The 25,255-nt window shown below is 60.5% G+C and carries 26 protein-coding genes; 7 read left to right on the forward strand and 19 right to left on the reverse strand.

Annotation, left to right across the window (positions count from 1 at the left end):
• Positions 1 to 29: 29 nt before the first annotated feature.
• Positions 30 to 1,199, reverse strand: a complete 1,170-nt coding sequence (locus BA011_RS04180; protein ID WP_065279551.1) for a glycosyltransferase — start codon at positions 1,197 to 1,199, stop codon at positions 30 to 32.
• A 3-nt stretch (positions 1,200 to 1,202) separates the two neighbouring features.
• On the reverse strand, positions 1,203 to 1,778 hold the full coding sequence (locus BA011_RS04185; RefSeq protein WP_017959905.1) for a polysaccharide biosynthesis/export family protein: 576 nt from the start codon (positions 1,776 to 1,778) through the stop codon (positions 1,203 to 1,205).
• 190 nt (positions 1,779 to 1,968) lie between these two features.
• On the opposite strand from BA011_RS04185, the gene BA011_RS04190 reads away from it, so the two are divergent.
• Positions 1,969 to 4,164, forward strand: coding sequence for a GumC family protein (locus tag BA011_RS04190; protein WP_065279552.1), 2,196 nt, complete (start codon positions 1,969 to 1,971; stop codon positions 4,162 to 4,164).
• A gap of 149 nt (positions 4,165 to 4,313) precedes the next feature.
• On the opposite strand, the gene BA011_RS04195 is transcribed toward BA011_RS04190, so the two are convergent.
• Both BA011_RS04195 and BA011_RS04200 read right to left on the reverse strand, forming a co-directional pair.
• Complete coding sequence (locus BA011_RS04195) at positions 4,314 to 5,741, reverse strand: ISNCY family transposase (RefSeq protein WP_065279332.1); 1,428 nt, start codon at positions 5,739 to 5,741, stop codon at positions 4,314 to 4,316.
• Between the two features lie 165 nt (positions 5,742 to 5,906).
• On the reverse strand, positions 5,907 to 7,022 hold the full coding sequence (locus tag BA011_RS04200) for an IS630 family transposase (RefSeq protein WP_065282351.1): 1,116 nt from the start codon (positions 7,020 to 7,022) through the stop codon (positions 5,907 to 5,909).
• Between the two features lie 28 nt (positions 7,023 to 7,050).
• Between BA011_RS04200 and BA011_RS04205 the strand changes: the two genes are divergently transcribed.
• On the forward strand, positions 7,051 to 7,335 hold the full coding sequence (locus tag BA011_RS04205; protein WP_420493416.1) for a LexA family protein: 285 nt from the start codon (positions 7,051 to 7,053) through the stop codon (positions 7,333 to 7,335).
• A gap of 46 nt (positions 7,336 to 7,381) precedes the next feature.
• Here the strand turns inward: BA011_RS04205 and BA011_RS04210 are convergent, their stop codons facing one another.
• Both BA011_RS04210 and BA011_RS04215 read right to left on the reverse strand, forming a co-directional pair.
• Positions 7,382 to 8,623, reverse strand: coding sequence for a GNAT family N-acetyltransferase (locus BA011_RS04210; RefSeq protein ID WP_065279553.1), 1,242 nt, complete (start codon positions 8,621 to 8,623; stop codon positions 7,382 to 7,384).
• Positions 8,624 to 8,846: 223 nt separating this feature from the next.
• Entirely contained in the window at positions 8,847 to 9,056 is a 210-nt protein-coding gene (locus BA011_RS04215) for a DUF2842 domain-containing protein (RefSeq protein ID WP_065279554.1), read from the reverse strand.
• Between the two features lie 115 nt (positions 9,057 to 9,171).
• Between BA011_RS04215 and BA011_RS04220 the strand changes: the two genes are divergently transcribed.
• On the forward strand, positions 9,172 to 10,275 hold the full coding sequence (locus BA011_RS04220) for a COX15/CtaA family protein (RefSeq protein WP_065279555.1): 1,104 nt from the start codon (positions 9,172 to 9,174) through the stop codon (positions 10,273 to 10,275).
• 30 nt (positions 10,276 to 10,305) lie between these two features.
• Here the strand turns inward: BA011_RS04220 and BA011_RS04225 are convergent, their stop codons facing one another.
• The 6 genes from BA011_RS04225 to BA011_RS04250 form a co-directional block, all read right to left on the reverse strand.
• Complete coding sequence (locus BA011_RS04225; protein WP_065282405.1) at positions 10,306 to 11,067, reverse strand: sulfite exporter TauE/SafE family protein; 762 nt, start codon at positions 11,065 to 11,067, stop codon at positions 10,306 to 10,308.
• Between the two features lie 184 nt (positions 11,068 to 11,251).
• On the reverse strand, positions 11,252 to 12,184 hold the full coding sequence (argC, locus tag BA011_RS04230; RefSeq protein ID WP_011651343.1) for an N-acetyl-gamma-glutamyl-phosphate reductase: 933 nt from the start codon (positions 12,182 to 12,184) through the stop codon (positions 11,252 to 11,254).
• A 60-nt stretch (positions 12,185 to 12,244) separates the two neighbouring features.
• Positions 12,245 to 13,207, reverse strand: coding sequence for an agmatinase (speB, locus tag BA011_RS04235; protein ID WP_065279556.1), 963 nt, complete (start codon positions 13,205 to 13,207; stop codon positions 12,245 to 12,247).
• A gap of 220 nt (positions 13,208 to 13,427) precedes the next feature.
• A complete protein-coding gene (gene rpsI / locus BA011_RS04240; RefSeq protein ID WP_003558419.1) occupies positions 13,428 to 13,895 on the reverse strand; it encodes a 30S ribosomal protein S9 in 468 nt (155 codons plus the stop codon).
• 2 nt (positions 13,896 to 13,897) lie between these two features.
• Complete coding sequence (gene rplM / locus BA011_RS04245; RefSeq protein ID WP_003558420.1) at positions 13,898 to 14,362, reverse strand: 50S ribosomal protein L13; 465 nt, start codon at positions 14,360 to 14,362, stop codon at positions 13,898 to 13,900.
• Positions 14,363 to 14,677: 315 nt separating this feature from the next.
• Positions 14,678 to 15,577 carry a LysR family transcriptional regulator gene (locus BA011_RS04250; protein WP_186806498.1) on the reverse strand — a complete coding sequence of 300 codons (900 nt, stop codon included), beginning with the start codon at positions 15,575 to 15,577 and terminating at the stop codon, positions 14,678 to 14,680.
• A 74-nt stretch (positions 15,578 to 15,651) separates the two neighbouring features.
• Between BA011_RS04250 and BA011_RS04255 the strand changes: the two genes are divergently transcribed.
• The gene (locus BA011_RS04255; RefSeq protein WP_065279557.1) at positions 15,652 to 15,882 is read left to right on the forward strand and encodes a DUF1127 domain-containing protein; all 231 of its coding nucleotides are present in this window, start codon (positions 15,652 to 15,654) and stop codon (positions 15,880 to 15,882) included.
• Between the two features lie 96 nt (positions 15,883 to 15,978).
• Positions 15,979 to 16,812, forward strand: a complete 834-nt coding sequence (locus BA011_RS04260; protein WP_065282407.1) for an enoyl-CoA hydratase — start codon at positions 15,979 to 15,981, stop codon at positions 16,810 to 16,812.
• Here the strand turns inward: BA011_RS04260 and BA011_RS04265 are convergent, their stop codons facing one another.
• Positions 16,813 to 17,649 (reverse strand): EamA family transporter, encoded by an 837-nt coding sequence (locus BA011_RS04265; protein ID WP_026265154.1) that lies wholly within the window; start codon positions 17,647 to 17,649, stop codon positions 16,813 to 16,815.
• Positions 17,650 to 18,126: 477 nt separating this feature from the next.
• Positions 18,127 to 18,450, reverse strand: coding sequence for a hypothetical protein (locus tag BA011_RS04270; RefSeq protein WP_065282408.1), 324 nt, complete (start codon positions 18,448 to 18,450; stop codon positions 18,127 to 18,129).
• A gap of 120 nt (positions 18,451 to 18,570) precedes the next feature.
• Between BA011_RS04270 and BA011_RS04275 the strand changes: the two genes are divergently transcribed.
• Together BA011_RS04275 and BA011_RS04280 are read left to right on the forward strand one after the other, a co-directional pair.
• Positions 18,571 to 18,999, forward strand: a complete 429-nt coding sequence (locus BA011_RS04275) for a CoA-binding protein (protein ID WP_065279558.1) — start codon at positions 18,571 to 18,573, stop codon at positions 18,997 to 18,999.
• 117 nt (positions 19,000 to 19,116) lie between these two features.
• Complete coding sequence (locus BA011_RS04280; protein WP_065279559.1) at positions 19,117 to 20,400, forward strand: O-acetylhomoserine aminocarboxypropyltransferase; 1,284 nt, start codon at positions 19,117 to 19,119, stop codon at positions 20,398 to 20,400.
• A 1,065-nt stretch (positions 20,401 to 21,465) separates the two neighbouring features.
• On the opposite strand, the gene BA011_RS04285 is transcribed toward BA011_RS04280, so the two are convergent.
• The 5 genes from BA011_RS04285 to BA011_RS04305 all read right to left on the reverse strand — a co-directional run bounded on the left by BA011_RS04285 (position 21,466) and on the right by BA011_RS04305 (position 24,776).
• Positions 21,466 to 21,864, reverse strand: coding sequence for a hypothetical protein (locus tag BA011_RS04285; protein ID WP_151343383.1), 399 nt, complete (start codon positions 21,862 to 21,864; stop codon positions 21,466 to 21,468).
• A 156-nt stretch (positions 21,865 to 22,020) separates the two neighbouring features.
• Positions 22,021 to 22,287, reverse strand: coding sequence for a DUF982 domain-containing protein (locus BA011_RS04290; protein WP_011651748.1), 267 nt, complete (start codon positions 22,285 to 22,287; stop codon positions 22,021 to 22,023).
• Between the two features lie 191 nt (positions 22,288 to 22,478).
• Positions 22,479 to 22,697, reverse strand: a complete 219-nt coding sequence (locus tag BA011_RS04295) for a hypothetical protein (protein ID WP_237352574.1) — start codon at positions 22,695 to 22,697, stop codon at positions 22,479 to 22,481.
• Between the two features lie 362 nt (positions 22,698 to 23,059).
• The gene (locus tag BA011_RS04300) at positions 23,060 to 24,394 is read right to left on the reverse strand and encodes an ISNCY family transposase (RefSeq protein ID WP_065279157.1); all 1,335 of its coding nucleotides are present in this window, start codon (positions 24,392 to 24,394) and stop codon (positions 23,060 to 23,062) included.
• Between the two features lie 172 nt (positions 24,395 to 24,566).
• Positions 24,567 to 24,776 carry a hypothetical protein gene (locus BA011_RS04305; protein ID WP_237352576.1) on the reverse strand — a complete coding sequence of 70 codons (210 nt, stop codon included), beginning with the start codon at positions 24,774 to 24,776 and terminating at the stop codon, positions 24,567 to 24,569.
• Between the last annotated feature and the right edge of the window lie 479 nt (positions 24,777 to 25,255).

A 25,255-nucleotide genomic window follows, 5' to 3' on the forward strand; every position in this document is an offset into this window, starting at 1 on the left:
CGAAATACCAGAAAGCCCCTAAGAAATATTTACGAGGCGACGGGCATTGCTTGGCCGGCAGCGGGATTGACGAGCTCATGGTACAATTTCAGGACATCACGTGCCATGACGGCGGAGGAAAACACCGCCTTCACCGCCTCGGGCTTCGGCATCGTCCTGACGTGCCAGTCGGGCGTGCTCAGCGTTTCCGCCATGACGCGGGCGAGATCGTCGGAATTGCCGGGTTCCACCAGTGCTGCGCTGTCGGCGCCAAGCACCTCGGGAATGCCTCCAACACGGCTTGCAATGATCGTCTTGCCGGCGCCGAGCCCCTCGAGCACGATATAGGGCATGGCTTCGGCGCGCGAGGGAACGACGAGGTTCTGCGCCATGGAGAAGGCTTCGTGGACCCGCATTGCTGGCAGCATGCCGATGCGTTTGCCAAGGCCGCGTTCGACCATCATTTCACGGTAGCGGTCGCGATCCGGCCCGTCGCCGATCATCAGCGCCGACAGCGGCCTGCCGAGCAGCCGTTCGGTCTTGGCGAAGGCATCGACAAACAGATCGGGACCCTTGAGGTCCCGGAGCATTCCGACATAGATGAAATGCACGGCATCCGAGCGGGTCGGGATCGGCTCGAAATCGCGCTCGCCGATACCGTTGTAGATCAGTCTCGTCTTCGTCCGTGGCTTACCCACCTTGCGCGCATAGGTGTCGCGCTCATATTCGCAGATGAAGACCAGCGCATCGGTGAAATATTCCTGCAGGCGCTCCATTCGGAGGACGAACTGTCCGCTGAGCGAGGAGCGCGAATAATGCAGGCTTCCGCCATGCGCGGTATAGAGGCGGGCTACGCGATACCTGTTCACCCGCAACGCTGAGCCGGCAAGTCGCGCGAGCACGCCGCCCTTGGCGCCGTGTCCGTGCAGCACATCCGGCCGCAAACTTTTGATTTTCTTGTATGTATCCCACATCGTCGCAATATCGGACGGGCTGATCGAGCGCCGGATCGGCACGCGCGTCAGGCCGAGCGAGAGATAGGGACGGATATCGTCGAACAGGCTGTCCTCGTGCTCGCCGCCGGTCGAGCTGTCGCAGAGGATGCCGATTTCATGGCCGGCCTTGCTGTGTTCCTCGACGAGATCGCGGACATGGCGGAAAATTCCGCCGACCGGCGACCTGAAGCAATGGAGGATGCGGAGCGGCTGCTGTTTTCCCATCGCTCAGAAAAGCCGTTCGCGAACGTAGATCGTGTCACCTGCGATGATCGGCCCTGATATGTTGATGCGGCCGGTCAGCACCTGTCCGTTGATCTTGCGGGTGACATCGACCATGCGCTGGTTGGCGCGGCTGGTGAAACCGCCGGCAACCGCGATGGCATTCTGCACCGTCATGCCGGGAACATAGGCATACTGGCCGGGCTGGCCGACTTCACCCATGATGAAGACCGAACGGTAGCGATCGACATCGATGGTGACGTCCGGATCGCGAAGATAGCCCTGCTGCAGCTTCTGGGCTATCTGCCCCGAGAGTTGCTGCAGGGTTCGGCCGCGGGCAGGGACCTGACCGATGAGCGGGAAGGCGACATAGCCGGCTTGATCCACCGTATAGGTATTGGTCAGGCTCTGCTGGTCGAATACGGTAATGCGCAGCCGATCGCCGCTGTCCAGCGTGTAGGGCTGGATGGTGGCCTCGTTGAAGGCCTTCGGCGCCGGCCTGTACGTCGTGCAGCCGCTCAGTGCTGCCGTCATGGCTGCAAGGCTCAGGGCCAAAAGGATCTTGGGCTGGACGACAGACATCCGCTTGTGCTCACAAAAATGAACTCGGTGCAGTCGTTATCGATCCGTTAGGGTTAATGCCCGGTAAAGGTCGCTTGCAATTTCCCGGTATCCTTCATCGATCATCGCTCATTTCTCGGCGAGATCGTCATTAACCGTTGAGTTACCACGATCGTTTACGCTTGCGGCACCTTTGTTGTGGAGTAAGAGCATGTCCGGCGTAGCTCGTGATCAGGATGTGGACATCGATCTCGGCCAGTTGGTCCGTGCGGTCTGGGCGCGCCGTCTGCGGATTTTGACAATTACCCTCGTGGGGGCGGGCGTCGCCTTTGCCGGCGCCAAGATCATGTCGCCGCAATATCGCACCGAAACACGTATCCTCATTGAACCCCGGGCGCCGGCCTTCGCCAGCACGCAGCAGATCAATGACGCCAGCGCCGGCCCGCTGATGGATGAGCTGAACATCGCCAGCCAGGTGCAGCTTCTGCAATCGGCCGATCTCCTCAAGAAGGTCATCAACGATCTGAAGCTCTATAACCTGCCGGAATTCGACGATGCCGCCAGCGGTTCGGCCATGAGCAGCATCCTGGTGAAGCTGCACCTGAAGAAGAACCCGCTGGAAAATCCGCCCGAAGAGCGCGTCATCGACGCCTTCGTCGAACGCCTGCAGGTCTATCAGGTGCCGGGTTCACGCGTTATCGGCATCAATTTCACCTCCAAGGACCCGAAGCTCGCCGCCGCTATCCCGAATGCCATGGCGAATGTCTATCTTTCGACCCAGAGCGGCGCCAAGCTCGATTCCAATTCCGAGGCGACCCGCTGGCTGGAGCCGGAGATCGAAGGTCTGCGCCAGAAGGTTAGCGAAGCCGAGAAGAAGGTCGCCGAATACCGCACCTCGCACGGGCTGCTGCAGACGAACGGCACGACCACTTTTCCGGCCCAGCAACTGAACGATATTTCCGCTGAGCTGACCCGCGTGCGGGGCGACAAGGCCAATGCCGAGGCGAGGGCGCAGGCAGTGCGCAATGCACTGTCTTCGGGCGAAGCCTCCGATACGCTGCCTGACATCATGTCCTCCCAGGCGATCCAGCGGCTGAAGGGGACGGAATCCGGCCTGCAGTCGCAGATCTCCGATCTGCAGACCAGCCTTCTCAACAACCATCCGCGGCTGAAAAGCCTGCGTGCCCAGCTCTCCGATATCCGCACCCAGATCCGCCAGGAGACGCAGAAGATCCTGGCGAGCATCGAGAACGAGTCGAAGGTCGCGGATTTGAGGGCGAGCGAGCTCGAGCGCCAGTCGGAAACGGTGCAGGCCACCAGCGCGCGCGCCGGCGAGGACGAGGTCGGTCTCAATGCGCTGGAGCGTGAAGCAAACGCCCAGCGTCAGCTGCTCGAAACCTATCTGGTGCGCTACCGCGAGGCCGCCTCGCGTGCCGACAGCAATTCGAGCCCGGCTGATGCCCGGATCGTTTCCAGGGCCGTCGAGCCGGTCGATCCTTATTTCCCGAAGGTGGTACCGATCGTCGTCGTCGCTGCCGTCGCGACGCTGATCATGAGCGCCATCGTCATCATGCTGGCCGAACTCTTCAGTGGCCGGGCACTCCGCCCGACAGATGCGGCTTCAGAGACAATCGAGGCAGAAGCAGTCGTCGAGGAGAAACATGCGCCGCAGGCTGCTCCGATCGCCGCTGCCGCCGGAAAACCCGTTCAACCGAGCATGCTCGCTGTCGTCGCGGACGAAGAGGATGCGATCGAGGACGTGAGGGCTGCCGAGGAGGTGCCAGAGGACGAGCCGGAGGACGAGAATGAATTCTCCATCGCCTCGGTTGCGGATTATCTCACCGGCAGCCGCGCGCCGCTGGCAATCGCCATATCTCCGACTGGTGACAATGGATCGGCGGCGACGGTTTCGCTGACCCGCATGCTCGCCGATGCCGGCCACCGCGTCATCCTGATCGATATGACCGGCTCCGGCTACCCCACGGAACTGATGGCCGAGGACCAGGCCGCCCTTGGCGTCACCGATCTGCTTTGCGGCGAGGCCGCCTTTGGCGACACGATCCACGGCGACCGCCTTTCCGATGCCCATCTCATTCCCCAGGGTCAGAGCGACGTGCGCCGCGCCATGCGCGGTGTCGACCGGCTGTCGTTGCTGCTCGATGCGCTCGCCGCCGCCTACGATCTCGTGCTGGTCGAATGCGGTTCGGCCGATGTCGCCGGCGTATCGCGGCTGACGCGCAGCCGGGACGTCGAGATCATCCTCTCGCTGCCTAAGGTCGAGGAGACCATTTTCGTTGCACTGATGACGGAATTCCAGGCTGCCGGTTATGAGCGCGTCGTGCTGATGTCGGGCGGCGAGGGGGCCGAACAGACGCTCGGCCGGGCCGCCTATGTCAAAGCTGATTAGATGCGCGACGCTGTCAGCCGGTTAGAAACGCGACACTTGCGCTTCGGATTAGCCGCCGATCCGACCGGCTGGACCGGGTTGCAAGGGAGGAGCGGGGGCGGGTGAGGAACACCCTTCGGCTTTAGCTTTGAGACTATGAGTGCAGGCGATCATTCCGCGGCCTCCATGCGCGCCAGCGCCTTCTGCCTTTTTGCGATGACCTCCGGATCATTCATGAAGTCCGTCCGCCGGCCAGGCTTGCGGCCACGCTTCTGATAACCATTGCCCTGGCTGCCATCGGGAATACCGAACATATGATCCGTCTGGCCGGTGCGGCGAGGGCCGCTCTTACTGCGCTGCTGTTCCCGCCCAGCCTGCAGCTCGGCGACGACGGAAAGCATGTCGTCGAGACGCTTGTTCTCGACAACCTCTGCCCGGTGGACCGACCGCAATGTATCGAAGGTTCTGTAGGGCAGGGTGAAGCTCTCGTGCATGATCTCGAGGCGGCCGTCCGGGTAGTCGCAGACAACGACCTTCTTTCCCGCCAGCCCTCTGGCCCGCTCCGTCGGATCGAGAATGAACAAGACCTTGTCGTAACGGAGCGTCAGGGACTGCGACAGTGTGCGGACTTCCTTGCGGCACATGGCGCCATCGAGATTCTCATGCGCGGCAAGCGGCCGGTGCATGTCCTTCGGATTGCGTGGCGGTTTGCCAAAACGGGAATTGAAATCCGCAATGAATTCTGATGCATAGCCGTTGGCCGCCTCGATCGTATCGATGCCGCGAAGCCGCATCTCCTTGACCAGCCGGTCCTGCAGCGTCTGGTTGGCGCGTTCCACACGGCCCTTTGCCTGCGGAGTATTGGCGCAGATGATGTCGATGTTCAGCTCATAAAGCGCACGACCAAACTGCGTCAGGCCGCTCGTGCGGTCTTTCTCCGACGCATGGGTCGAACGAAAGACACCATGCTTGTCGCTGTAGAAGGCCAGAGGTTTACCCCATTGCTGCAGATAAGCCTTTGTCGCATGCAGGTAGTCGAACGTGTTCTCTGACCCAGCGAACCGCAGATGCAGCAACTTGCCGGTGGCGTCATCGATATAGACAAGCAGGGCGCATTTGGGACCACGGTTCTCAAACCACCAGTGATGCGATCCATCGATCTGCACGAGTTCGCCGAAACAGTCGCGCCGGCCGCGCGGCTGGAAAACCCGCTGCTTACGCTCACGCCGCGAGATCCAGATGCCGGCCTCGGTCATCCATTGCCGCAGCGTCTCCTTGGCGACCGAGATCTGATGCAGTTCCATCAGCTTCTCGCGCGCCAGCGTCGGACCGAAATCCAGATAGCGCTCCCGGATCAGATCCAGCGCCGCATTGCGAAACTCCTCGCTGTGGCGCCGGTTGCTCGGCTGTGATCGCTTCTTGGAAACAAGGCCGGCTGGACCATTCCGGTCATAAGCCTGCAGCAGCCGATGGACCTGACTTCGACTGAGGTCGAGCAGTTCGGCGGCCTGGACGACGCTCAGGCGCTCGTCACGAATCTTCTGGATAACTTCGAGGCGATGCAATTCTTTCTGCGACATGGTGATCATAAAGGACATGACGACTCCGACCGCTCATGGTCTCGACCAGGCTGAAGATCGTCATCCTTGCTCCCGACGTTGGCATTGACCAGTGCGTAGAGAGGCGAGACTGTCGCATCTCTAACTGGCCCAACTGTCGCATTACTAAATAGCCGCTACACGCCTAGTACCACGCCACAGAGATTATGACTCTTTGACGGGGTAAGCTTTACGGAGCTTTTTGCGGGCATTTTCGGTTGTGAACATCCATTGGATCTTTGCGCCGTGGGCGTTGCGTTGCTGCTCCCAGGCTGCGACTTCGGCGATTATGGTGTCTTTGTTGTCGATACGACGGTCGAGGCATTGGCTACGCAGGACACCGATCTCGATCTCGACCATGTTGAGCCAACTGGCGTGCTTGGGCGTGTGGTGGAACTCCAGTCGCTTCAGCACCCTTCGAGCTTGCGGGGCGGGAAATGCGTCGTAAAGCGCCCCGGCGGAATGAGTGGAGAGGTTGTCCATCACCACGCGGATGATCGGCGCGTCGGGATAATCGACGTCGACCAGTTCGCGCATGCACTCGGCGAAGTCTTGGTTGGTTCGCCGATCGGTGACCTTCACCCTGCGCCAGGGCCGGTGGGCGTCCATGAAGACAAACAGATTGACCGTGCCGTTTCGGCGATACTCGCAATCGTAGCGTTCAAGCTGGCCAGGCTTGGCCGCAATGGGCTCGCGCACTTCGCCGATGAGTTGGGTCGGGCTCTCGTCGAAGCAGACCACGGGCCTTTGTGGATCAGGCGTTTCTGCGTAGAGGTCGAGAACATCCTCCATGCGCGCGACGTATTCCCCATCGATCTTTGGGATGCACCACATGTCTTTGCGCCAAGGCTTGAGATGGTTCTCAGCCAGCCGGCGACGCACGGTCTCCGAGGACAACTGGTCATGATCGGTGAGCCGGACCATCTCATCTGCCAGAAGCTCCAGGGTCCAGCGGGCTCGCCCGGGCGGCGGCTTTGAGCAGGCGGTCGCTACCAACAGCGCCTCCTCCTTGCTCGATAGCTTGCGCTCAACACCCGGGCGCGGTTCTTCGCTGAGCGCCCCTTCCAGATTGGCTTCCACAAACCGGCGTTTGGTCCGGTAAATCGTCGATCCGCTGACGTTCAAGGTTGCCGCGATCACCTCGTCGCTGAAGCCTTCGTTCGCTGCGACCAGGATCTGGGCGCGCTTGATCTTGCGCGACCTGTGGCACCCCCCGCTCAACAAAGCGGCCAGTTGGTCACGTTCCGATTGGCTAAGCTCTATGTGAAACTTTATATTCATCGACACCTCCTTCAGCGTGGAGACGCAGATGAATCCCAAAATGAGTCCCTCACTTGACCCGCAAGCCGCAACGGCAAGACGGGGCCTTACGCAGATCCAAGGCCAGTACCTGGCCTTCATCTACGCCTACAGCCGCATCTTCAAACAGCCTCCGGCCGAAGCCGACATGCGTCGCCACTTCGGCGTTACGGCTCCGTCTGTTCACCAGATGGTGCTGACCCTCGAGAAGGCGGGTTTTATATCTCGCGTGCCAGGCGCCGCACGCAGCATCCAACTTCTCATCCCACCAGAAGCCCTGCCAATTCTACGATAAGACAAACCGTCATAATCTCTGTGGCGTGGTACTAGTCTTTTGACAGTCAGCCGATCCGTGCCCGGATGCCCTGGGCGAATTTATAGAGCTTCGGGCGCACCTTGATGTGCGCCTTGGTGCGGGTAACGAGCCGGTGGGCGGTGCCGGCGACGACGCCGAAAGACGATACCGGCAACACCACGTCGTAATGCGCGGTCTCGACCGGCGCCCAGGAACGCTTGTAGGTCTGGTCGCCGAGGCCGAAATCGAACAGCGCGACACCCTTGCCATGCAATCCCGAGATGATCTGCCAATAGAGAAATTCGCCGGGGCTGGTATCCGGCACGAGCTCTTCATCGATCGCGCCGAACTGGCAGATGATATGGTCGCCCTTTCGCGAAATCCCTGAAATTGCGGCGATCTTACCCTCATGCTCGCCCTTGAGCCGGAGCATATGCATCTGCAGCCCGAGATACTGCCTGCTGTCATCCAGCTTGTCGATGAGACCGTGCAGGAAGGTCTGTGTTTCCCTGTCGGCAAAGACGTCGGGCAGGCCGAGGCTGGCGAAGCGGGCGCTTTTCAGGCGGAAGAAGATATCGAGCAGGCCGTGCTGTTCTGCCGATGTCTCGGGAATGACGTATTCGAAGCCGCCCGCCGCCTCGAGGCGCTTCGACTGAACACGGAATTTCTTGCGCCGGTTCTTGGCGTTGAGCTGCTTCAGTGTGTCCTCGAAAGCGGGAAGGAACGGCAGCTGATAGGCGTGATTCTGGTTCTGCACCATCGGCAGCCCGGCGAGCGGGCTCTCTCGCCCGCGCCATTCCAGCGGAATGTTCTGCAGCAGCAGCAGATCGGCGCGGCCCTTCAGCGCATGCCGGAGCTTGCCGGCGAACTCATGGGGGGCGATGGTCCTGCCGGCTTCGGCAAAGCTCTCCGCGAACAGGCCAGTATTGATATTGCTGTGATCTGCGGCAATGAATTTCGCCGCGCTGAGCCCGCGGGACTTGACGATCTCGACCGGCAGAATGAAGGCGGTCTGACCCGCATGAGTGGCTTTGAGGATCGCAAGCGGCCGCTGGAAGGCGCTCACCCAGGCGGCGCACCAGTCGTAGCTCTGATGCAGGGACTGGAGATTGTCGCGCTCCAGCGCCCGCCAGTCATCCTCCAGCGGCTGCATCGCGTCGAAGACTTCGATGTCCAGTTGGGCCATGGCAAGTTTGATGCTCAGCTGGCGCAGGCGCGAAATGGCCGTATCGGCCAGCGCCACGTCGTCGGACGGCTGTTCATGGACATCGAGCTGTTGCGTCTGCACGGTCTTCTCCGGTCAAGAATGCTGAACGGGAGGGTAGGTATGCCGGACGTATATTTGGTTTAACCGCAGGCGATGGGCGAGGTTTTCCGCAGATCACGGTTATTCGGCCGTTAATGGCCCTAAAGCATGTCGCGCAAAAGTGTGCCGCGGTTTTGCGACAACGACATGCGTAAAAACAAAGACCCAAAGCGCGACAAACGAATCTGAAAGATCGCGCCGCGCTTTAGCTATGCGTTGGTCCGGCCATCCATTTGATGATCACCATCGCCGGCAATACCCAGAGCAGGCCGGTGAGCAGGAAATAGAGCAGATGTCCCCACCAGGGCGCGTTGCCGAGCGTTGCCACCGCGATCGTATTGGCCACCAGCGCATAGACGACCACGAGCACGATGATGAGGATCGTGCCGATGAATTTGCGGAGGCGGACGGGCATCGGTTATCTTTCGGCATGGAGGGGACGAACCGCCGCGACGGCATGCCGCAAAGGTTCGGGGCTTGTTTTGCATGAGCCGGTAGGGCAAATCAACTGCCGGATAGAAGGAGACTTCATGGCCGTCGCAAACCCGACCACGGAACAGGCGATCCTGAGCGAAATGCGCAAGCAGAGCCGCGACCGCCGCGCCTTGCGCTTCTGGCTCGGCTTCGTGCTTTTGGCGCTCTTCTGTCTCGTGCTCGTCGGCGGCGCCACGCGGCTGACCAATTCCGGCCTGTCGATCACCGAGTGGAAGCCGATCCACGGCGTCATCCCGCCGCTGTCGGCTGCCGAATGGGAGGAGGAATTCCGCCTCTACCAGCGCATTCCCGAATTTCAGCAGCTGAACAGTTCCATGACCGTCGATGAGTTCAAGGGCATCTTCTGGTGGGAATGGGCGCACCGGCTGATCGCGCGTGCCATCGGCGTGATCTTCGCGCTGCCGCTCATCTATTTCTGGCTGACCGGGCGGATCGAGAAGCGTCTGCGCTGGCCGCTCGTCGGCATCCTGGCGCTCGGCGGCCTGCAGGGTTTTATCGGTTGGTGGATGGTGTCCTCGGGACTTTCCGTCCGCACCGACGTCAGCCAGTACAGGCTGGCGACGCATCTCGTCATGGCCTGCCTGATCTTTGCCGGCTGCATGTGGATCATGCGCGGTCTCTCCAGACATTCCAACGATCCGGCGCCGACAAGAAGCTCGCGCGGTTTTGCCGCCGCGATCGCCATTTTCTCTCTGTTCCAGATCTATCTGGGCGCGCTGGTGGCGGGGCTCGACGCTGGTTTGTCCTACAATACCTGGCCGCTGATGGATGGCGCCGTCATCCCTCCCGATCTGCTGATCCAGCAGCCCTTCTGGATCAATGTCTTCGAGAACCCGAAGACGGTGCAGTTCATTCACCGCATCGGTGCCTATACGCTCTTCGCATTGACGCTGATCAACATGGTGATTGCTCTTGGTGCAGCGCCATGGACCACCCATGCGCGCCGCGCGATCCTGCTTTTCGTGCTGGTGACGCTGCAGGCGGCAATCGGCATAGCGACGCTGCTGATGCAGGTGCCGCTTCACTGGGGCCTGCTGCACCAGGCCGGTGCGCTGGTGGTTTTCGGTTTCGCCGTCGCCAACTGGCGCGGCTTTTACGGCGAATATCCGCACGGGACGATAATCGCCGAACGTAATTGAAGCGAGCGGCCCTAGTCTCCACCAGCGGTTCTAGCGCAACACCCCATCGAGCAGCGGCATGCCGATGATCGCGGCGGCGGCGATCAGGACATAGCAGGCTATGCGGAAGGTCCGTTCCTCGGCAAGGCCGAACAGTTTCGAGCCGCCGTAGAGTCCGACCATGTAACTCGGCAGGATGACGACGGTGAGCGCGAAGACAGCGGGCACGAACAGTCCGCCGATATAATAGCTGATGGCGCTGAAGACCGACGAGATCGAGAAGTAGAGCACGACATTCGCCCTGACGCGGGTGAAGTCGCTCTTGCCGCCGAGCCAGTAGGCGACGACTGGCGGCCCGCCGAGCTGCGCGGCGCCGCTGCTGAGCGGTGCCGAAGGCGCACCGTGGTAGCGCCATCCCGAGACGAGGAGCGCAAGCAGGGCGATGGCGATGATCGTGATGCTCCAGCGCAAAATCGTCGGGTCGAGCAGCGCCAGCATCGCCGTGCCGGCCGGGACGCCGAGCGCGGCGCCCGCCGCCATGATGAGGACCTCGCGCCGGTTGGCGCCGCGCCAGGCCGGCGGGATCATCCCGAGTGTGGCAATGCCGTCGATGACGAGCAGGATCGGCGAGATCAGCTTCGGTCCGACGATCGCGCCGCCGAGCGGAATGAAGATCAATGCAGCGCCAAAGCCCGAAAAACCGCGGGCAAGCCCGGCGATGAAGGCAAATGCCATCAGCGCATAGATGCCATGATCGGGCAAGGCGGCGGCAAACCATGCGCCGACGCCAGCGCTAATCGCATCCAGCGTCATGACATCGGCTCCGTGATTCGGGATGGGCGGCGAGGAAGGATCCGGTTTCATAGCCCAATCGTCATCGATGATCGAGCGCGAAAGCGATGCTGCGGCCGCCGATGCAGGCAGCCGCGGAAAGATCATGATGAAGACATCGATACAAAGCTCGAGCGGCATCCACGCTGATGCCGTCGTCTGTGCCTTACGAGGCGAGCATCAGGTCCATGTTCTGGACGGCGGCGCCCGACGCCCCCTTGCCGAGATTGTCGAGCAGCGCCACCAAATTGACCTGCGAAGCGCCTGGTGTGCCGAAGACGAAGAGCTTCATCGTGTCCTTGCCTTCGAGCTCGATGGCATTGACGCGGGGCAGGGCCTTGCTTTCGGCCAGCGGTACGACACTGACGATATCCTGGCCGGCATAATGGGCGACGAGGGCCGCATGGATACTCTCCATCGTCGTGCCCTCGGCGAGATCGTCGAGATGCAGCGGCACCTGCACGATCATGCCCTGCGCGAACTTGCCGACGGACGGCGAGAAGATCGGCGCGCGGTCGAGCAGGCCGTGAACGGTCATCTCGGGCACGTGTTTGTGGGTGAGCGGCAGGCCGTAGAGGAAATGCGGCGCGGTGATCGCATCCGGGTGATCCGGGTTTTCCATCTGCGCGATCATCTGCTTGCCGCCGCCGGTATAGCCGGAGACCGCGTTGACCGTAATCGGATAGCCGTCCGGCAGAATGCCGGCGGCGCGAAGCGGCCGGATGAGGCCGATCGCTCCGGTGGGATAGCAGCCGGGATTGGCGACGAAACGGGCGGCAGCGATCTTGTCGGCCTGCTGCTTGTCCATTTCCGCAAAACCATAGGCCCAGCCGGGATTGACGCGGAAGGCGGTCGAAGTGTCGATGACGCGCACATTGTTGTTGGCCGAAACCATCTGAACCGCTTCTTTCGACGCATCGTCGGGCAGGCAGAGAATGGCGATGTCGGCGCCGTTCAGCATGTCCTCGCGCATGGCGGCGTTGCGCCGCTCGGCTTCGGGTATGGACAGAAGTTCGACATCGCGGCGGCCGGCCATGCGCGTGCGGATCTGTAGACCCGTCGTGCCGTGTTCGCCGTCGATGAAGATTTTCGGTGCCATGTTAAACCTGCGCTTTCAATGGGTTCTGAAGGTTTCCGGATTCAGTTTGAGGATGATAGGTCAGCCTTGTGACACGGCGATGGCGCGTCGCTCGGCATGAAGCCCCAGCATATACATCGCCACCGTTGCCCCCGCAATGGCGGTGATATCGGCATGATCGTAGGGCGGCGATACCTCGACGACGTCGGCGCCGCGGATATCGAGCTGGTGCAGGCGCTGCAGCACCGAGAGGATCTTGGCGCTCGATGGCCCACCTGAAACCGGCGTGCCGGTGCCCGGCGCGAAGGCCGGATCGAGGCAATCGATATCGAAGGTGAGATAGGCCGGCGCCCCGCGCGTCTGGGAGATGATCGCCGAGGCGATATCGCTGGCGCTCATCTCCTCGACCTGATGACCATAGAGAATATTGACGCCGCAATCCTCCGGCGCATGGGTGCGGATGCCGATCTGAATGGAGCGGTCGGGATCGATGATGCCCTCGCGGGCGGCCCGCGCTACGAAAGAGCCATGGTCGATGCGCCGTTCCTCGTCGAACCAGGTATCCTGGTGCGCGTCAAATTGCATGAGCGCCAGCGGCCCATGTTTTGCCACATGGGCTTTCAGCAGCGGCCAGGTGACGTAGTGATCGCCGCCAAGCGTCAGCAGGAAGGCGCCGCTGTCGAGGATGACATTCGCCTGGCGTTCGATAGCGGCCGGCGTGTCCTGATGATTGCCATAGTCGAGCAGGCAATCGCCGTAGTCGATCACGGACATGTCGGCGAAGAGTTCGCGGTTGAAGGGATATTGCGCATCATTGTCGAAGATCGCCGAAGCGCGCCGGATCGCCTGCGGTCCGAAGCGTGTACCCGGCCTGTTCGATGTGGCGGCATCGAAGGGAATGCCCCAGACGGCGACGTCGACGCCGGCGAGCTCCTTGGTGAACCGGCGGCGCATGAAGGACAGCGCGCCGGCAAAGGTCGGGTCGCTCGCGGCGGAAGTGAGGCTGGTCGCCGTGAAGGCGTGGTCGATCGATCTGTTCGCCAAGGGGGGCTCCTTTTTCGGTCGTGAAAGGTCAAGGCGTCGACAACGGGTAGGCGACCGAGCCGCGAATTACAAGCGATCGGCGATGGAGTGGCGGGCAAAAGCACGCCGCGGTGCTGCGCCTTGGTAATGATGTGCGCGAGCGAAGAAAGAGAAACGCGGACCTGCAAAACAAAAAGGCCGGGTTGCCCCGGCCTTCGTAAATTCCGTCTGTCCGAAGCGATTAACGCTTGGAGAACTGGAACGAGCGGCGGGCCTTTGCCTTGCCGTACTTCTTGCGTTCGACGACGCGGCTGTCGCGGGTCAGGAAGCCGCCCTTCTTCAGTACCGCGCGCAGGCCCGGTTCGAAGTAGGTGAGCGCCTTGGACACGCCATGGCGAACGGCACCGGCCTGGCCGGAGAGGCCGCCGCCGGCAACGGTTGCGACGATGTCGAACTGGCCGTCACGGGCAGCCGCAACGATCGGCTGGCGCAGGATCATCTGCAGCACCGGACGTGCGAAATATTCCGCGAATTCCTTGCCGTTGACGGTGATCTTGCCGGAGCCCGGCTTGACCCAGACGCGGGCGACGGCGTTCTTGCGCTTGCCGGTCGCGTAGGAGCGGCCGAGCGAATCGACCTTGCGGACGTGGGCCGGAGCAGCAGCTTCGGAAACCGTGCCGAGATCCTTCAGGGAGGAGAGGTCAGCCATGATCAGGCGCTCCTTACATTCTTTTTGTTGAGCGCGGCAACATCGAGGGCGACCGGCTGCTGGGCTTCATGGGGATGGTTGGAGCCGGCGTAAACGCGCAGGTTCTTCATCTGGCGACGGCCGAGCGGGCCACGCGGAACCATACGTTCGACGGCCTTTTCGAGGACGCGCTCCGGGAAGCGGCCTTCGATGATCTGGCGTGCGCTGCGTTCCTTGATGCCGCCGGCATAACCGGTGTGCCAGTAGTAGACCTTGTCGGAATACTTCTTGCCGGTGAAAACGACCTTTTCGGCATTGATGACGATGACGTTGTCGCCGTCGTCAACGTGAGGCGTGAAGGTTGCCTTGTGCTTGCCGCGCAGGCGCATAGCGATGATGGAAGCGAGACGGCCAACGACCAGCCCTTCGGCGTCGATGATCACCCACTTCTTCTCCACCTCTGCAGGCTTCTGGGAGAAGGTTGCCATAGTGAATACTCTCTTTTGAGACCCTTGGCCCGAAGGCTTGAAGGGCGTTTCTTGTTGCTTGGATTGGCAGGCTTTAGGCATGCCAAAAAGAAAGCAGCCCGGACAGGCTGCGTTCTGGCGCGGTGTATAAAGGGAACATGACATCGGGTCAATATCGACGTTCCGAAGGTTTGGAAAAATTGTGAAGTAAAAACAAATACTTAGATATGTGGTATTTTGATACCTCATATTTCTGCGGTCGCGAACTGCTGCGCTTGACGTTTTTCACGTCGTCTCTGCCGGTTTGAAATAGCATCCCATGGTCGAAAGCGGCTCTTAACCTTTGAACGCGCGCAGGCATTTCATCATTTCGCGAAGGCCGCGTGTCAGATGTTTGTCCCGGCGCAGAACCATGCCGAGGCGGCGCGTGAGCCGCGGGTTCAGCGATGAAGTCGCAACGAGGCCAGCGCGGTCACGCTTCAGCGCCAGGCCCGGCAGGATCGACCAGCCGAGCCCCACGGCCACCAGCTCCTTGATCGCCTCGATGCTGCCGAACTCCATCGCAGGCCGGATCCTGGTATCCGGTGCAGCCAGCCACGCGTCGATCGCCCGCCTGGTATTGCCGCCCTCATAAAGCAGCAGCGTCCTGTCGCGCATGAAGGCGGCGTCCGGCCCGCCTTCGGGCATCAGGCTGCCCGTAGGAGCGACGGCTAGCAATTCCTCCTCGTAGAACGGCTCGATCTCGAAGTTCCGTCCGGATGCCGGCAGGGCGACGACGGCGATGTCGAGGCTGTTGGCCTCCAGATCGCGCAGAATGTCGTCAGCGTCGCCGATGCGCACGGTGATTTCGAGGCCGGGCATGGATTTTCTGGCGACGGCGATGGCGCGAGGAAGCAAATGGATCGACGCCGTGCCGCCGCTGCCGATGCGCACGCGGCCGTTGGCGCCATCTCTGTACGGCATCATCGCTTCTTCCGCGGCAGCCGATTCCTGAAGCAGTCGCCTTGCATGCACGAGCAGGTCGAGGCCTGCCGCGGTCGGCTGGGCCCGCCGCCCGACACGCTCGATCAGCCGGACGCCGAGCCGCTGTTCGAGCCCCTTCACCTGCAGGCTGATGGCCGGTTGCGTCAGGCCTTCCTTGTCCGCCGCAGCCGTAAAGCTTCCGAGATCGGCGACATTGACGAAGGCGGCAAGCTGATCGAGGTGAAGAGGCATACAAAAGAAATCCTTATGCATATCATAATATCCATAAGCTTCTTTCGCGGCATCTTCCAGCGCATCTTTCATCCGTTGAAGAAAAGGACGAAGAGATGGCTCTGGAATTAAGCGGGATCTTTGAAACACCTCGCGATATCGTTCGGTCGAAACTTCGCGGGATGGCGCGATGGAGCCTGCGGCTGCTGATGACGATCGAACATCACCTCGAAAAGCGCTGCAGCCGCCGCACGCTTTTGGAACTCACCGACGACGAGCTTTGCGATGTCGGTCTGACCCGTGCACAGGCGAGGGCAGAAACATCGAAGTCGTGGTTCTGGTCCTGAGGGCAGCGGCCTCTGGGGAGAGTGCGGATCCTGCTCGAAATTTCCGGCGCCTTGTGGCAAAACGTCTGCCTGGAATCGAGCGCAGGGAGCAGCATCATGGCCGAAATCGTATCCTTCCGGAAGGACGCCGCCGGAGCGGAAGAGGGCGGCTTGCTGACCCGCTCGCTGCGCGACGGCGTGCTGCGGCTCGTGCTCAACAACCCACCGGCCAATGTGCTTTCGATCGCGCTTCTCGAAGCGCTGATGCAAGAACTCGAGACGGCCGGGGCGGAGCAGGATGCGCGCGTCGTCGTCATCGCCTCGACCGGCAATGTCTTTTCCGCCGGACATGATCTGAAAGAGCTGACGGCCCATCGCGCCGATGAAGATCAGGGTGCCGGTTTCTTCGAAAAGACCTTCCGGCTCTGCGCCGATCTGATACTGAAGATCGCGCATCTGCCGAAGCCCGTCATTGCCGAGATCGATGGGCTGGCGACGGCTGCTGGCTGCCAGCTCGTTGCTTCCTGCGATCTGGCGATCTGCACGGACAGTTCGACATTCTGTACGCCGGGCGTCAACATCGGCCTGTTCTGTTCGACGCCGATGGTGGCCGTTTCCCGTGCCGCGCACCGCAAACAGGCGATGGAGATGCTGCTGACCGGCGAGACAATCGACGCCTCGACCGCCAAGGATTTCGGCCTCGTCAACCGTATCGTGCCGAAGCAATATCTGGCGCAGGTGGTTTCCAAATATGCGGCTGTGATCGCCAGCAAGTCGCCGTTGACACTGAAGATCGGCAAGGAAGCCTTCAACCGGCAGCTCGAACTGCCGGTGGAGGCGGCATATGATTATACCGCCAGGGTGATGGTCGAGAACATGCTGACTAAGGATGCGCAGGAAGGGATCGGCGCGTTCCTTGGCAAGCGCAAGGCCGAATGGACAGGTGAGTGATCACGCCAGTTTCAGAAGCAGCCCGCCGATCGCGATGACGACGCCGGCGACGTAGCGCCAGATGCTGGCTTTTTCCTTGAAGACGGTGATCGAGATCACCAGCGCAAAGAGGATTGCGGTTTCGCGCAAGGCTGCGACGGTCGCGACCGGGGCTTTCGTCATCGCCCAGAGTGCCAGCCCGTAGGAAGCGATCGAGCCGGCGCCGCCGATAAGGCCGCGCCACCAGTTACAGCGAACATGACGCACCACTGCCAAAGCGCCGCGCTGGGACGCTGCCCAGGAAAACAGCAGCACCGGCGGCAGCAGCGACATCCACAAAGTGTAGGAAACCGCATTGCCGGAGATGCGCGCGCCGATTCCGTCGACATAGGTGTAGCTGGCGATGACGCAGGCATTGGCAAGCGAGAGGATGACGGCCCGGCTGCTGCCACGCCGCGCCTCCAGGGCGAGCGTCAGCACGCCGGCCGAGATCGTCATTGTGCCTGCAAGGGCACCGCCGGAAAGATTTTCCTGCAGAATGAAACCGCTTGTCGCGGCGATCAGCAGCGGCGCGCAGCCACGCATCAGCGGATAGACGAGGCCGATATCGCCGGCCCGGTAGGCGGCGGCGACCAATTGGAAATAAGCAAATTGCAGGATGGCGGAGGCACCGATGAACGGCCACGCCGAGGCGTGCGGCAACGGCAGGAATGCAAGGAACGGCAGCGCCGAAACCGCGCCGCCGGCCGAGATCAGCGCCGCATCGAGGGACTTATCGCTCCCCGCCTTGATGATGGCGTTCCATGTCGCGTGTAGCAGTGCGCCGAAGAGAACAAGCAGGATAACGTCGAGAGGCAAGGGAGTGAATCCGGAGAGGATGAGAGGAAGCGGAATACGCCTCGCCTTCGGCGTTTCAAATTCCTGAAAAGACAACTGGGATTTGCACGAAAACGCGCGGCGGCGGTCGCTTATGCGTTCATATGTCGAATAGCATCCTTACGGTATGTGGACAATGGCGGGCTATTTGAGCAATTTTTACGTGCGCGCGACATGCGTTCAATCCACGGCCCTCCTTTCAACTATGAGATGTCTCTAATGGATGCAGGAACAAAGCGCGAAACTGTCAAGAACAAAAAAAGAAAACATCTCCAGGAGTTCGGGAGCGGATTATTCTATGCTGCTGAAATATAGATATTATTCTATAACTTCGATATAGGGGAAAATTAAAGCTTATGATTGTGCAATCGTTACGAAATCGCAGCGCGGGATTGATCCTCAAACCTTTCGCAAGCGCGAAAGGCGTACAGTTCCTGCGTAGCTATGACGGCGAAAACATCAGAGCTGATGATGCGGAACGAAGAGCATCCCGTCAAGGTTGTCGATGTTTTGGCAGTTCAGAACTCGGCAGCGAGTAGTGTCTTTCGAAGGGATATACGTCCATTCCGCATAATCGGTCGCGTCGCAATAATTGCTGTTGCGGACATAGCGATCGTAGAGCGGCAAGCCACGGGGAGACGGGTAGCGGAAGATGACTGCGCCTTGATTGTGGATGGCGGCGCACACACTGGCACAGCTCATGGTGAGCGGATTGTAGCGAGAGATCGCCAGCGCCGGCGATGCGGCGAGCACGAGCATGAGGGCAAGAGCGATTTTTTTCACCGAATCATCCTCAGGGAGTATCCATTTCATATATACAGAAAAGACACGCAGCCGGTTTCACGGAAACGCAAAAAAACATGCCGGCCGAGCCGAAGGGCTCTCAGGAGTGGAGAAGCGGACATGAACCACGACGCCTACACGGATGATTACCTCGCCGGAATCCTGCAATCGGTAAAGACCATCGCGCTGACCGGCGCATCGCCCAATCCGGCTCGGCCGATCAACGGCGTCATGGGCTATCTGCTGTCGCGCGGCTACGAGGTCATTCCTGTCAATCCCGGGCAGGCGGGCAAACAGATCCAGGGCCGCACCGTCTATGCCCGGCTCACCGACATTCCCGTGCCGATCGACATGGTCGATGTATTTCGCGCTTCCGAATATCTGGGTGGGGTCGTCGAGGAGGCGCTGGCGCTGAGGCCGCTGCCGAAGATCATCTGGTCTCAACTTGGTGTGCGCGACGATGCCGCCGCGGCAAAGGCGGAGGCCGCCGGCATCCAGGTGGTGATGAACCGCTGCCCGGCGATCGAGTATCCTCGTCTTATTGCCTGAGTTGCGGTCCGCTGAGACGGATTTTCCACCGAACGCCCATGGGTTGAAATGGATCGCGATTAACTTTCGCAAGCGACCGGCTATGATCCTGCCCGTCAGCAACAACTGGAGGACGACATGGCCAAGAACGATCCGGGATTCAACACGTTGGCGATCCATGCCGGTGCGCAGCCCGACCCGGCGACGGGCGCGCGGGTCACGCCGATCTACCAGACGACCGCTTTCGTCTTCAATGATTCCGATCATGCCGCCGCCCTCTTCGGTTTGCAGGCTTTCGGCAACATCTATACCCGCATCATGAACCCGACGCAGGCCGTGCTCGAGGAGCGCGTCGCAGCGCTCGAGGGCGGCACGGCGGCCCTTGCCGTCGCCTCCGGCCATGCGGCGCAGATGATCGTCTTCCACACCATCATGCGCCCCGGCGAGAATTTCATCGCCGCCAACAGGCTCTATGGCGGCTCGATCAACCAGTTCGGCCATGCCTTCGAGAATTTCGGCTGGCAGGTGCGCTGGGCCGACACCGCCGATCCGGCAAGCTTCGAAAGCCAGATCGACGACAAGACGCGCGGCATCTTCATCGAAAGCCTGGCCAATCCCGGCGGCACCTTCGTCGATATCGCCGCCATTGCCGACGTCGCGCATCGCCACGGCCTGCCGCTGATCGTCGACAATACGATGGCAACACCCTATTTCATCCGTCCGATCGAGCACGGCGCCGACATCGTCGTGCATTCGCTGACGAAGTTTCTCGGCGGCCACGGCAATTCCATGGGTGGCCTCATCGTCGACGGCGGCACCTTCGACTGGTCGAAATCCGGCAATTACCCGATGCTGTCGAGCCCGCGGCCGGAATATAACGGCATGGTGTTGCACGCGACTTTCGGCAATTTCGCCTTTGCGATCGCTGCCCGTGTGCTCGGCCTGCGCGATCTCGGGCCGGCGATCTCGCCCTTCAATGCCTTCCTGATCCTGACCGGCATCGAGACGCTGCCGCTCAGGATGCAGCGCCACAGCGACAATGCGATCGCCGTCGCGAAATGGCTGAAGGCGCACAGCAAGATCGCCTGGGTGAATTATGCCGGCCTCGACGACGACCCGAACCACGCCCTGCAGCAGCGCTACTCGCCGAAGGGCGCCGGCTCCGTCTTCACCTTCGGCGTCAAGGGCGGCTATGAGGCGGGCAAGACGCTGGTCGAGGGGCTGGAACTCTTCTCCCATCTTGCCAATATCGGCGACACCCGTTCGCTCGTCATCCATCCGGCCTCGACGACACACCGGCAGTTGACCGACGAGCAAAGGATCGCCGCCGGCGCAGGCCCTGACGTGGTGCGCCTTTCCGTCGGCATCGAGGACGTCAAGGACATCATCGCCGATCTCGAACAGGCGCTCTCGAAGATCTGATGAGGTTCGTCACATACCTCTGACACCTACGTCAGTTCCTTTGACACATTTTTGAACTGGTTGCATTGATTCGACCGCCGCTAAAGCCATGAAAACGTGGCTTTTTTGGCGGTCAAATCTTCAAAAAATCGACCTTCTGAAAATTTTTTTGGTTGTGCTCGAAGGCGGTTTTGTTAACTGTTGCGCCGAGATCGAGGTGGTGAATCCACGCTCGGAAACCTCGACCAAGAGGCCAACTCTTCGGGCTGCCGTCTCCGAAACCCTCAACAAGCAGCAAAAAAATCAAAGAACTCGGGGTCGCTCGGGAGCGCTCCCGCGCCGACGTCACAAGAGCCGTCGTGTCTTATTCAAGACGTCGTCACCCGAGTTAATGGAAGACGTTGATTTCGCCGTCGACAATTCGCACAGTGGGACCGTCCCCGCGGCTGCAGGATTCATGCGGCTGGCAAAGCGCTACATGAGAGGATCGGGGAGCCGATCTCGGCCATGCGCTCAGATCGCCGCGCGGATCACAATCTCGGACGCCAGGAATGGAAGACGCCGATGCGGGTGCGTCTCGAACCATGATCGCGAATTTATCTGGAACTCGCGGTTTTCAGCCCGCGACCAGAGCCCTTCAAGCTCAATATGAGTGCAATCAGCTTTCTCGTCGAAAGAGTTAACGCGGGATTGGGGCAGCGCTGGTCAGGTCGAAAGCGGCACCGAAGCCGTTAAGTTCTCATTAAGGGGATGACGACAAGCTCGACCTGTTAAACGAACTTAAACCTAATCCGTCGATATTCTCGGGGAGGAGGAGAGAGCCGGCCTAAATGGTTTGGACGACCGGCCCGGCTCTCTCATTGACACCCTTCCGAAGAAAGGAGGTATGCATGCTTCTTTAAGCTCACTCAGTATGGCCGGTGGAGGTTAACGCAACGTTGGCGCGGTTAAATGGCGCGCGCGTGATCGATTTTCCGTGCCCGCCGCCCTTGATCCCGCTTGATTTTTATTGCGTTCGCTACTTGTTCCTGCGATCAAAGTTTGAGGGACGCCCCCTCCGATCTCGACCGCAGGAAGAGCATTTCGTCAGGCTTTGTCGCCAAATGCAGCGGCAATGACCGGATATGCCAGGTGTTGCTCCTCAAACCAAACTGTAGCGATCTGGGATACAAATTCATCCGGGTCCAACGGAAGTCCAGCGGCACGAACGGTCGCAGCGTTTTCTTGCAAAACGCTCGCGAGCGCCTGACGATGGTATGCATAAAGCGCACCGCTCTTGATGCAACAGGCCGCCGCGTCGAATTGAACCGTTGCGAGGCCACGCTTTGCCGCATCGTCGGCAAGAGCTTCCGGTGAAAGTCGTAAGAATTTTTCGATTGTGTAGAGTGGCAGATAGCCAATTGGCTTAGACAAGCCTACTGCCGTCAAACTCTGCAATAGCGCATTTCGTCGCTCGTCGCTCAGATCGGGGTGCGCTTCCATCAAGCAGCGGCCTCAATTCGGTGACAACGCCAATTCCACGGACGCAATTGCTCCAGCCTGCTGATCGGTGTGTCGGCGATGCGGCCGAGGACATCGGTAAGCCGTAATATCAGGGCCCGCATGATCCGATTCGCAACCATCCGCTTCTTTTACTCGCTGTCATCGGTGAACGATAGTCAGAGCAGCGATGCCCGCTTCATCGGCCGCACGCAGGAACGCGTCCCAAAATTGCTGTGGAGTGATCTCACCGCTGATCGCATCGACGCAAGCCTTCACTGCAGTGACGTATTCTTCGCCGTCATCGGATGGCCAGTCCTTGAGCAGCATGTATGCCGCGTCGCCGAGGGTGCGGACGATCCTGTGAGCTGGCTGACCGCGCAGAGCCAGCCCGACGGGTGTGAATGCAGAGGTTGCGTCCCAGTCCATTATCGTCGACCTCAGGGCAGGGATCGCAATCCCCGAGGGGTAATATACGCGTGTATTCCCAATTCGTAATTGACGATTGATTACCTGGAGTGACCGGGTGTGAAGGCATGCGGCTGAAAAGGAGTGGGCGCTCTACGATTTTGTATAGTTGGAGACGATCGGAATTTCGCTGGATTGCGGATGCATTCGCGCTATGATGATTCGGTTGGTCTTTGGGGGCCAGCTTGGGAGATGTTGACGCTCTCTGCCTCTGTCTGCGGGGAGGGGAATTGGGCCCGCTTTCTGATTTCGCGATTGACATTGACGACCTCGAATTCCTCCAGGCGATCCTCGTCGATGCATGCAATGAGCTGAAGATTACTCCAGACCATCAGGGCTTCGTGGCGCGGGTCGTAGACCTGCGCTCCCAAGGTCACTCCCGGGAGGAAATCCTTCAAAGTCTTAGGGTGGAGTTCGCGAGACTCCCTGACCGTGGGCATACTGCCATTGATCCATGAGGACTTTGGTGATCGGATCGAAGTGCCCGCAACGCGGACTGTGCACTGGGAGCCAGTTCTGTCATTATGCCCGGCGTGTGACTAGCTAGTTTCCGTCCATAAACGCTGGTTTTCTTGAGCTTGCAGCGCACTTGGGTTCCGCTTGGTGGCCGCTTTGAAGCCATGCGGTGTGGCTCATGGGTGCTAATTGCGGCGGCCAGGATTTCTGGTGGACATGCGCGCATTGGCAACTGCCGGCGTCACGCCGGTCCGGTTTTGGCTGGCGACATGGGATGTCAGGTCGGCCTGAGGCGGGCGAAGAGGGCGAGATTGTATGCGACCACCGAGGACCAGACATAAGCCTTGAAGTGGTCGAGCCCACGCCAGGTGCAGCGCCCCAAGCCGTAGGCGCGTTTGAGGCAGGAGATGCCGGCCTCGATGCCGGCGCGGAAGTTGCGCAGCTTGCGATAGACCCAGCGGCTCTTGACCATGTCTTCGATCCTGAGGCCGCACTTCTTGTGGAAGGCCATGTCGCAGATGCCCCAGGCTTTGGCTCGGCTCAAATTATCGCGGCTGGCATAGCCGCCGTCGGCCGCCGCCTGACGCGGCGCCTCGCCCCAGATGCCGATGTGGCGTTCCAGCATCGGCAGCAAGCGCTCGCTGTCGGCCGGGTTGCCGGTTTCGACGACGAGGTCGAGGATCAGCCCGCTTGTGCCGGTGGTCAAATTGATCTTATGGCCATACTCGACGTCGCGGCTGCCTTTGACGATGATGTCGGCATGCGGCTCGAACAAACTGACCAGCTTGTCGCCAGCCGGCACCGCCTCGCCGGCCAGGACCCGCCGCTCGGTCTGGGCGATGATCCGTTCGATCAGCGGCTTATAGTGGCGGAGTTGGGCCTGCCAGAGTTCGACCGCCGGGCCCGCCGCCAAGGGCAGTTGCGCCGCCGCCTGTTCGAGATAGCTCAAGGTGGTGCGCGTGATCCTGAGCAGCGCGCGATAGTGCTGAACTCGTTTCGGACGACCGCGGGTAAATTGGATCGCCCGGGATCGCTTCTTCGCCGCGCGGCAGTGATCGTGCCATGAGATGGCGCTGCCCAAGGAAGCCGCCTGCTGCAACAGCCGCACCATCACCCGCACGCAGTCCCACAAAAGACTACTGTCGCTCGGTTCGTGCATCAGCGCCGAAGTGACGGTGCTGTCGATGCGCACGACCTTGCCGCGTTCCACCTTGTCCTGCCGGGCGCTCGTCAACAGCACGCGATTGATCGCTTCAAAGGTCCCGGCCCGGATCGCGCTGATCGTCTTGTGCAAGACCGACTTCTTCGGGTTCCACCCCCACGGCAGCCGGGCAAAGGCCCGGAACGAGGCGGAATCTTCCAGATGAAAGGCCAACTCCTCATAACTCAACTGACGGTGTTGTTTGAGCAGGGCGCAACGCAGCACGGCCTCCGCCGGCAGGCCCTCGCGGCCGGTCTCCTTGACGCCGTGGCGGCGCAGGTCCTGCGCTACCAGCCCGAGCAGATCACGATGCTCATCCAGCCATTGCGACATGGCTTTCAGCTCGCGGCCGATCTCGTGTTCGGCGAAAAGATCGAATATATTGGCTTGGACGGTGCGTTCTTGGCGCATTGTCGGCTCCGGCGGTTGCGGGTTTGTCTTTAGAATCAATGGCTTGATCTAAAGTATACCTGAAACCGCCGGGCTTTGCCCGTCGCAATATCGCTATTCCTCCAATAATTTCAGTGGTTTACCGTTTGTGGACGGGCACTAGCTATCGGTCGTGTCGCGGTCCTGCATCCTATCATGCACGTTCTCCGGCCCCGCGATCAAAGCGGCGATCGCCGTCGCCTTCTCCCCGATTACCGTAGCCCGCCACATAGGCCTCCAACAGGACGCTTCTGCCCACCATGCTTACAGAGATGGACGAGCCTTTCAGCTCTGGTTCCGCGGACACCGCGGCCTGCACGCTCGCAAGCTGATCGCAGGCTAGGCTTTCCGGCTCAAAGGTCATGGCAGTCCTCCTTCGTGATAGGAAGGAAACAGCGGATAGGTAATTTGGTTCGCGATAGGGACTTAGGTCCGAGAAGGCTGTGGGCGGCCCCGCAGTCGACCCGGGGGAGTCCTTTCATGAGCATTGGTTCGCCCAGAATGTGGGAGCGCCTAGATGGCCTTTGTTGAACGTCCTTCTCATCGAAAGGACCACGGACCTGAGGTCTAAAAGTACAAGTGACCGTTTGATTGCCCCGAGTCCGAAAGAAGCTGAAAGATACAATGTAATGGATGCCGCTTAGTCTGCAATATCGCCGAGTAAAGCCATTGACGGGCCTTCGACGATGGGTCGGACGAACGTACATCATTTGTTACTTCGCACCTGCGGTAATTGTCATACGATTCAAAACGCTAATTAATAACAAAAATCAGTTGCTTACTCGAAGGTTCTCGACTACGTTTTTTACAGAATAGTTCCGAAATAACCGGCCCCTCGCCGGC

This window comes from Rhizobium leguminosarum (assembly GCF_001679785.1).
GTDB lineage: Bacteria > Pseudomonadota > Alphaproteobacteria > Rhizobiales > Rhizobiaceae > Rhizobium > Rhizobium leguminosarum_R.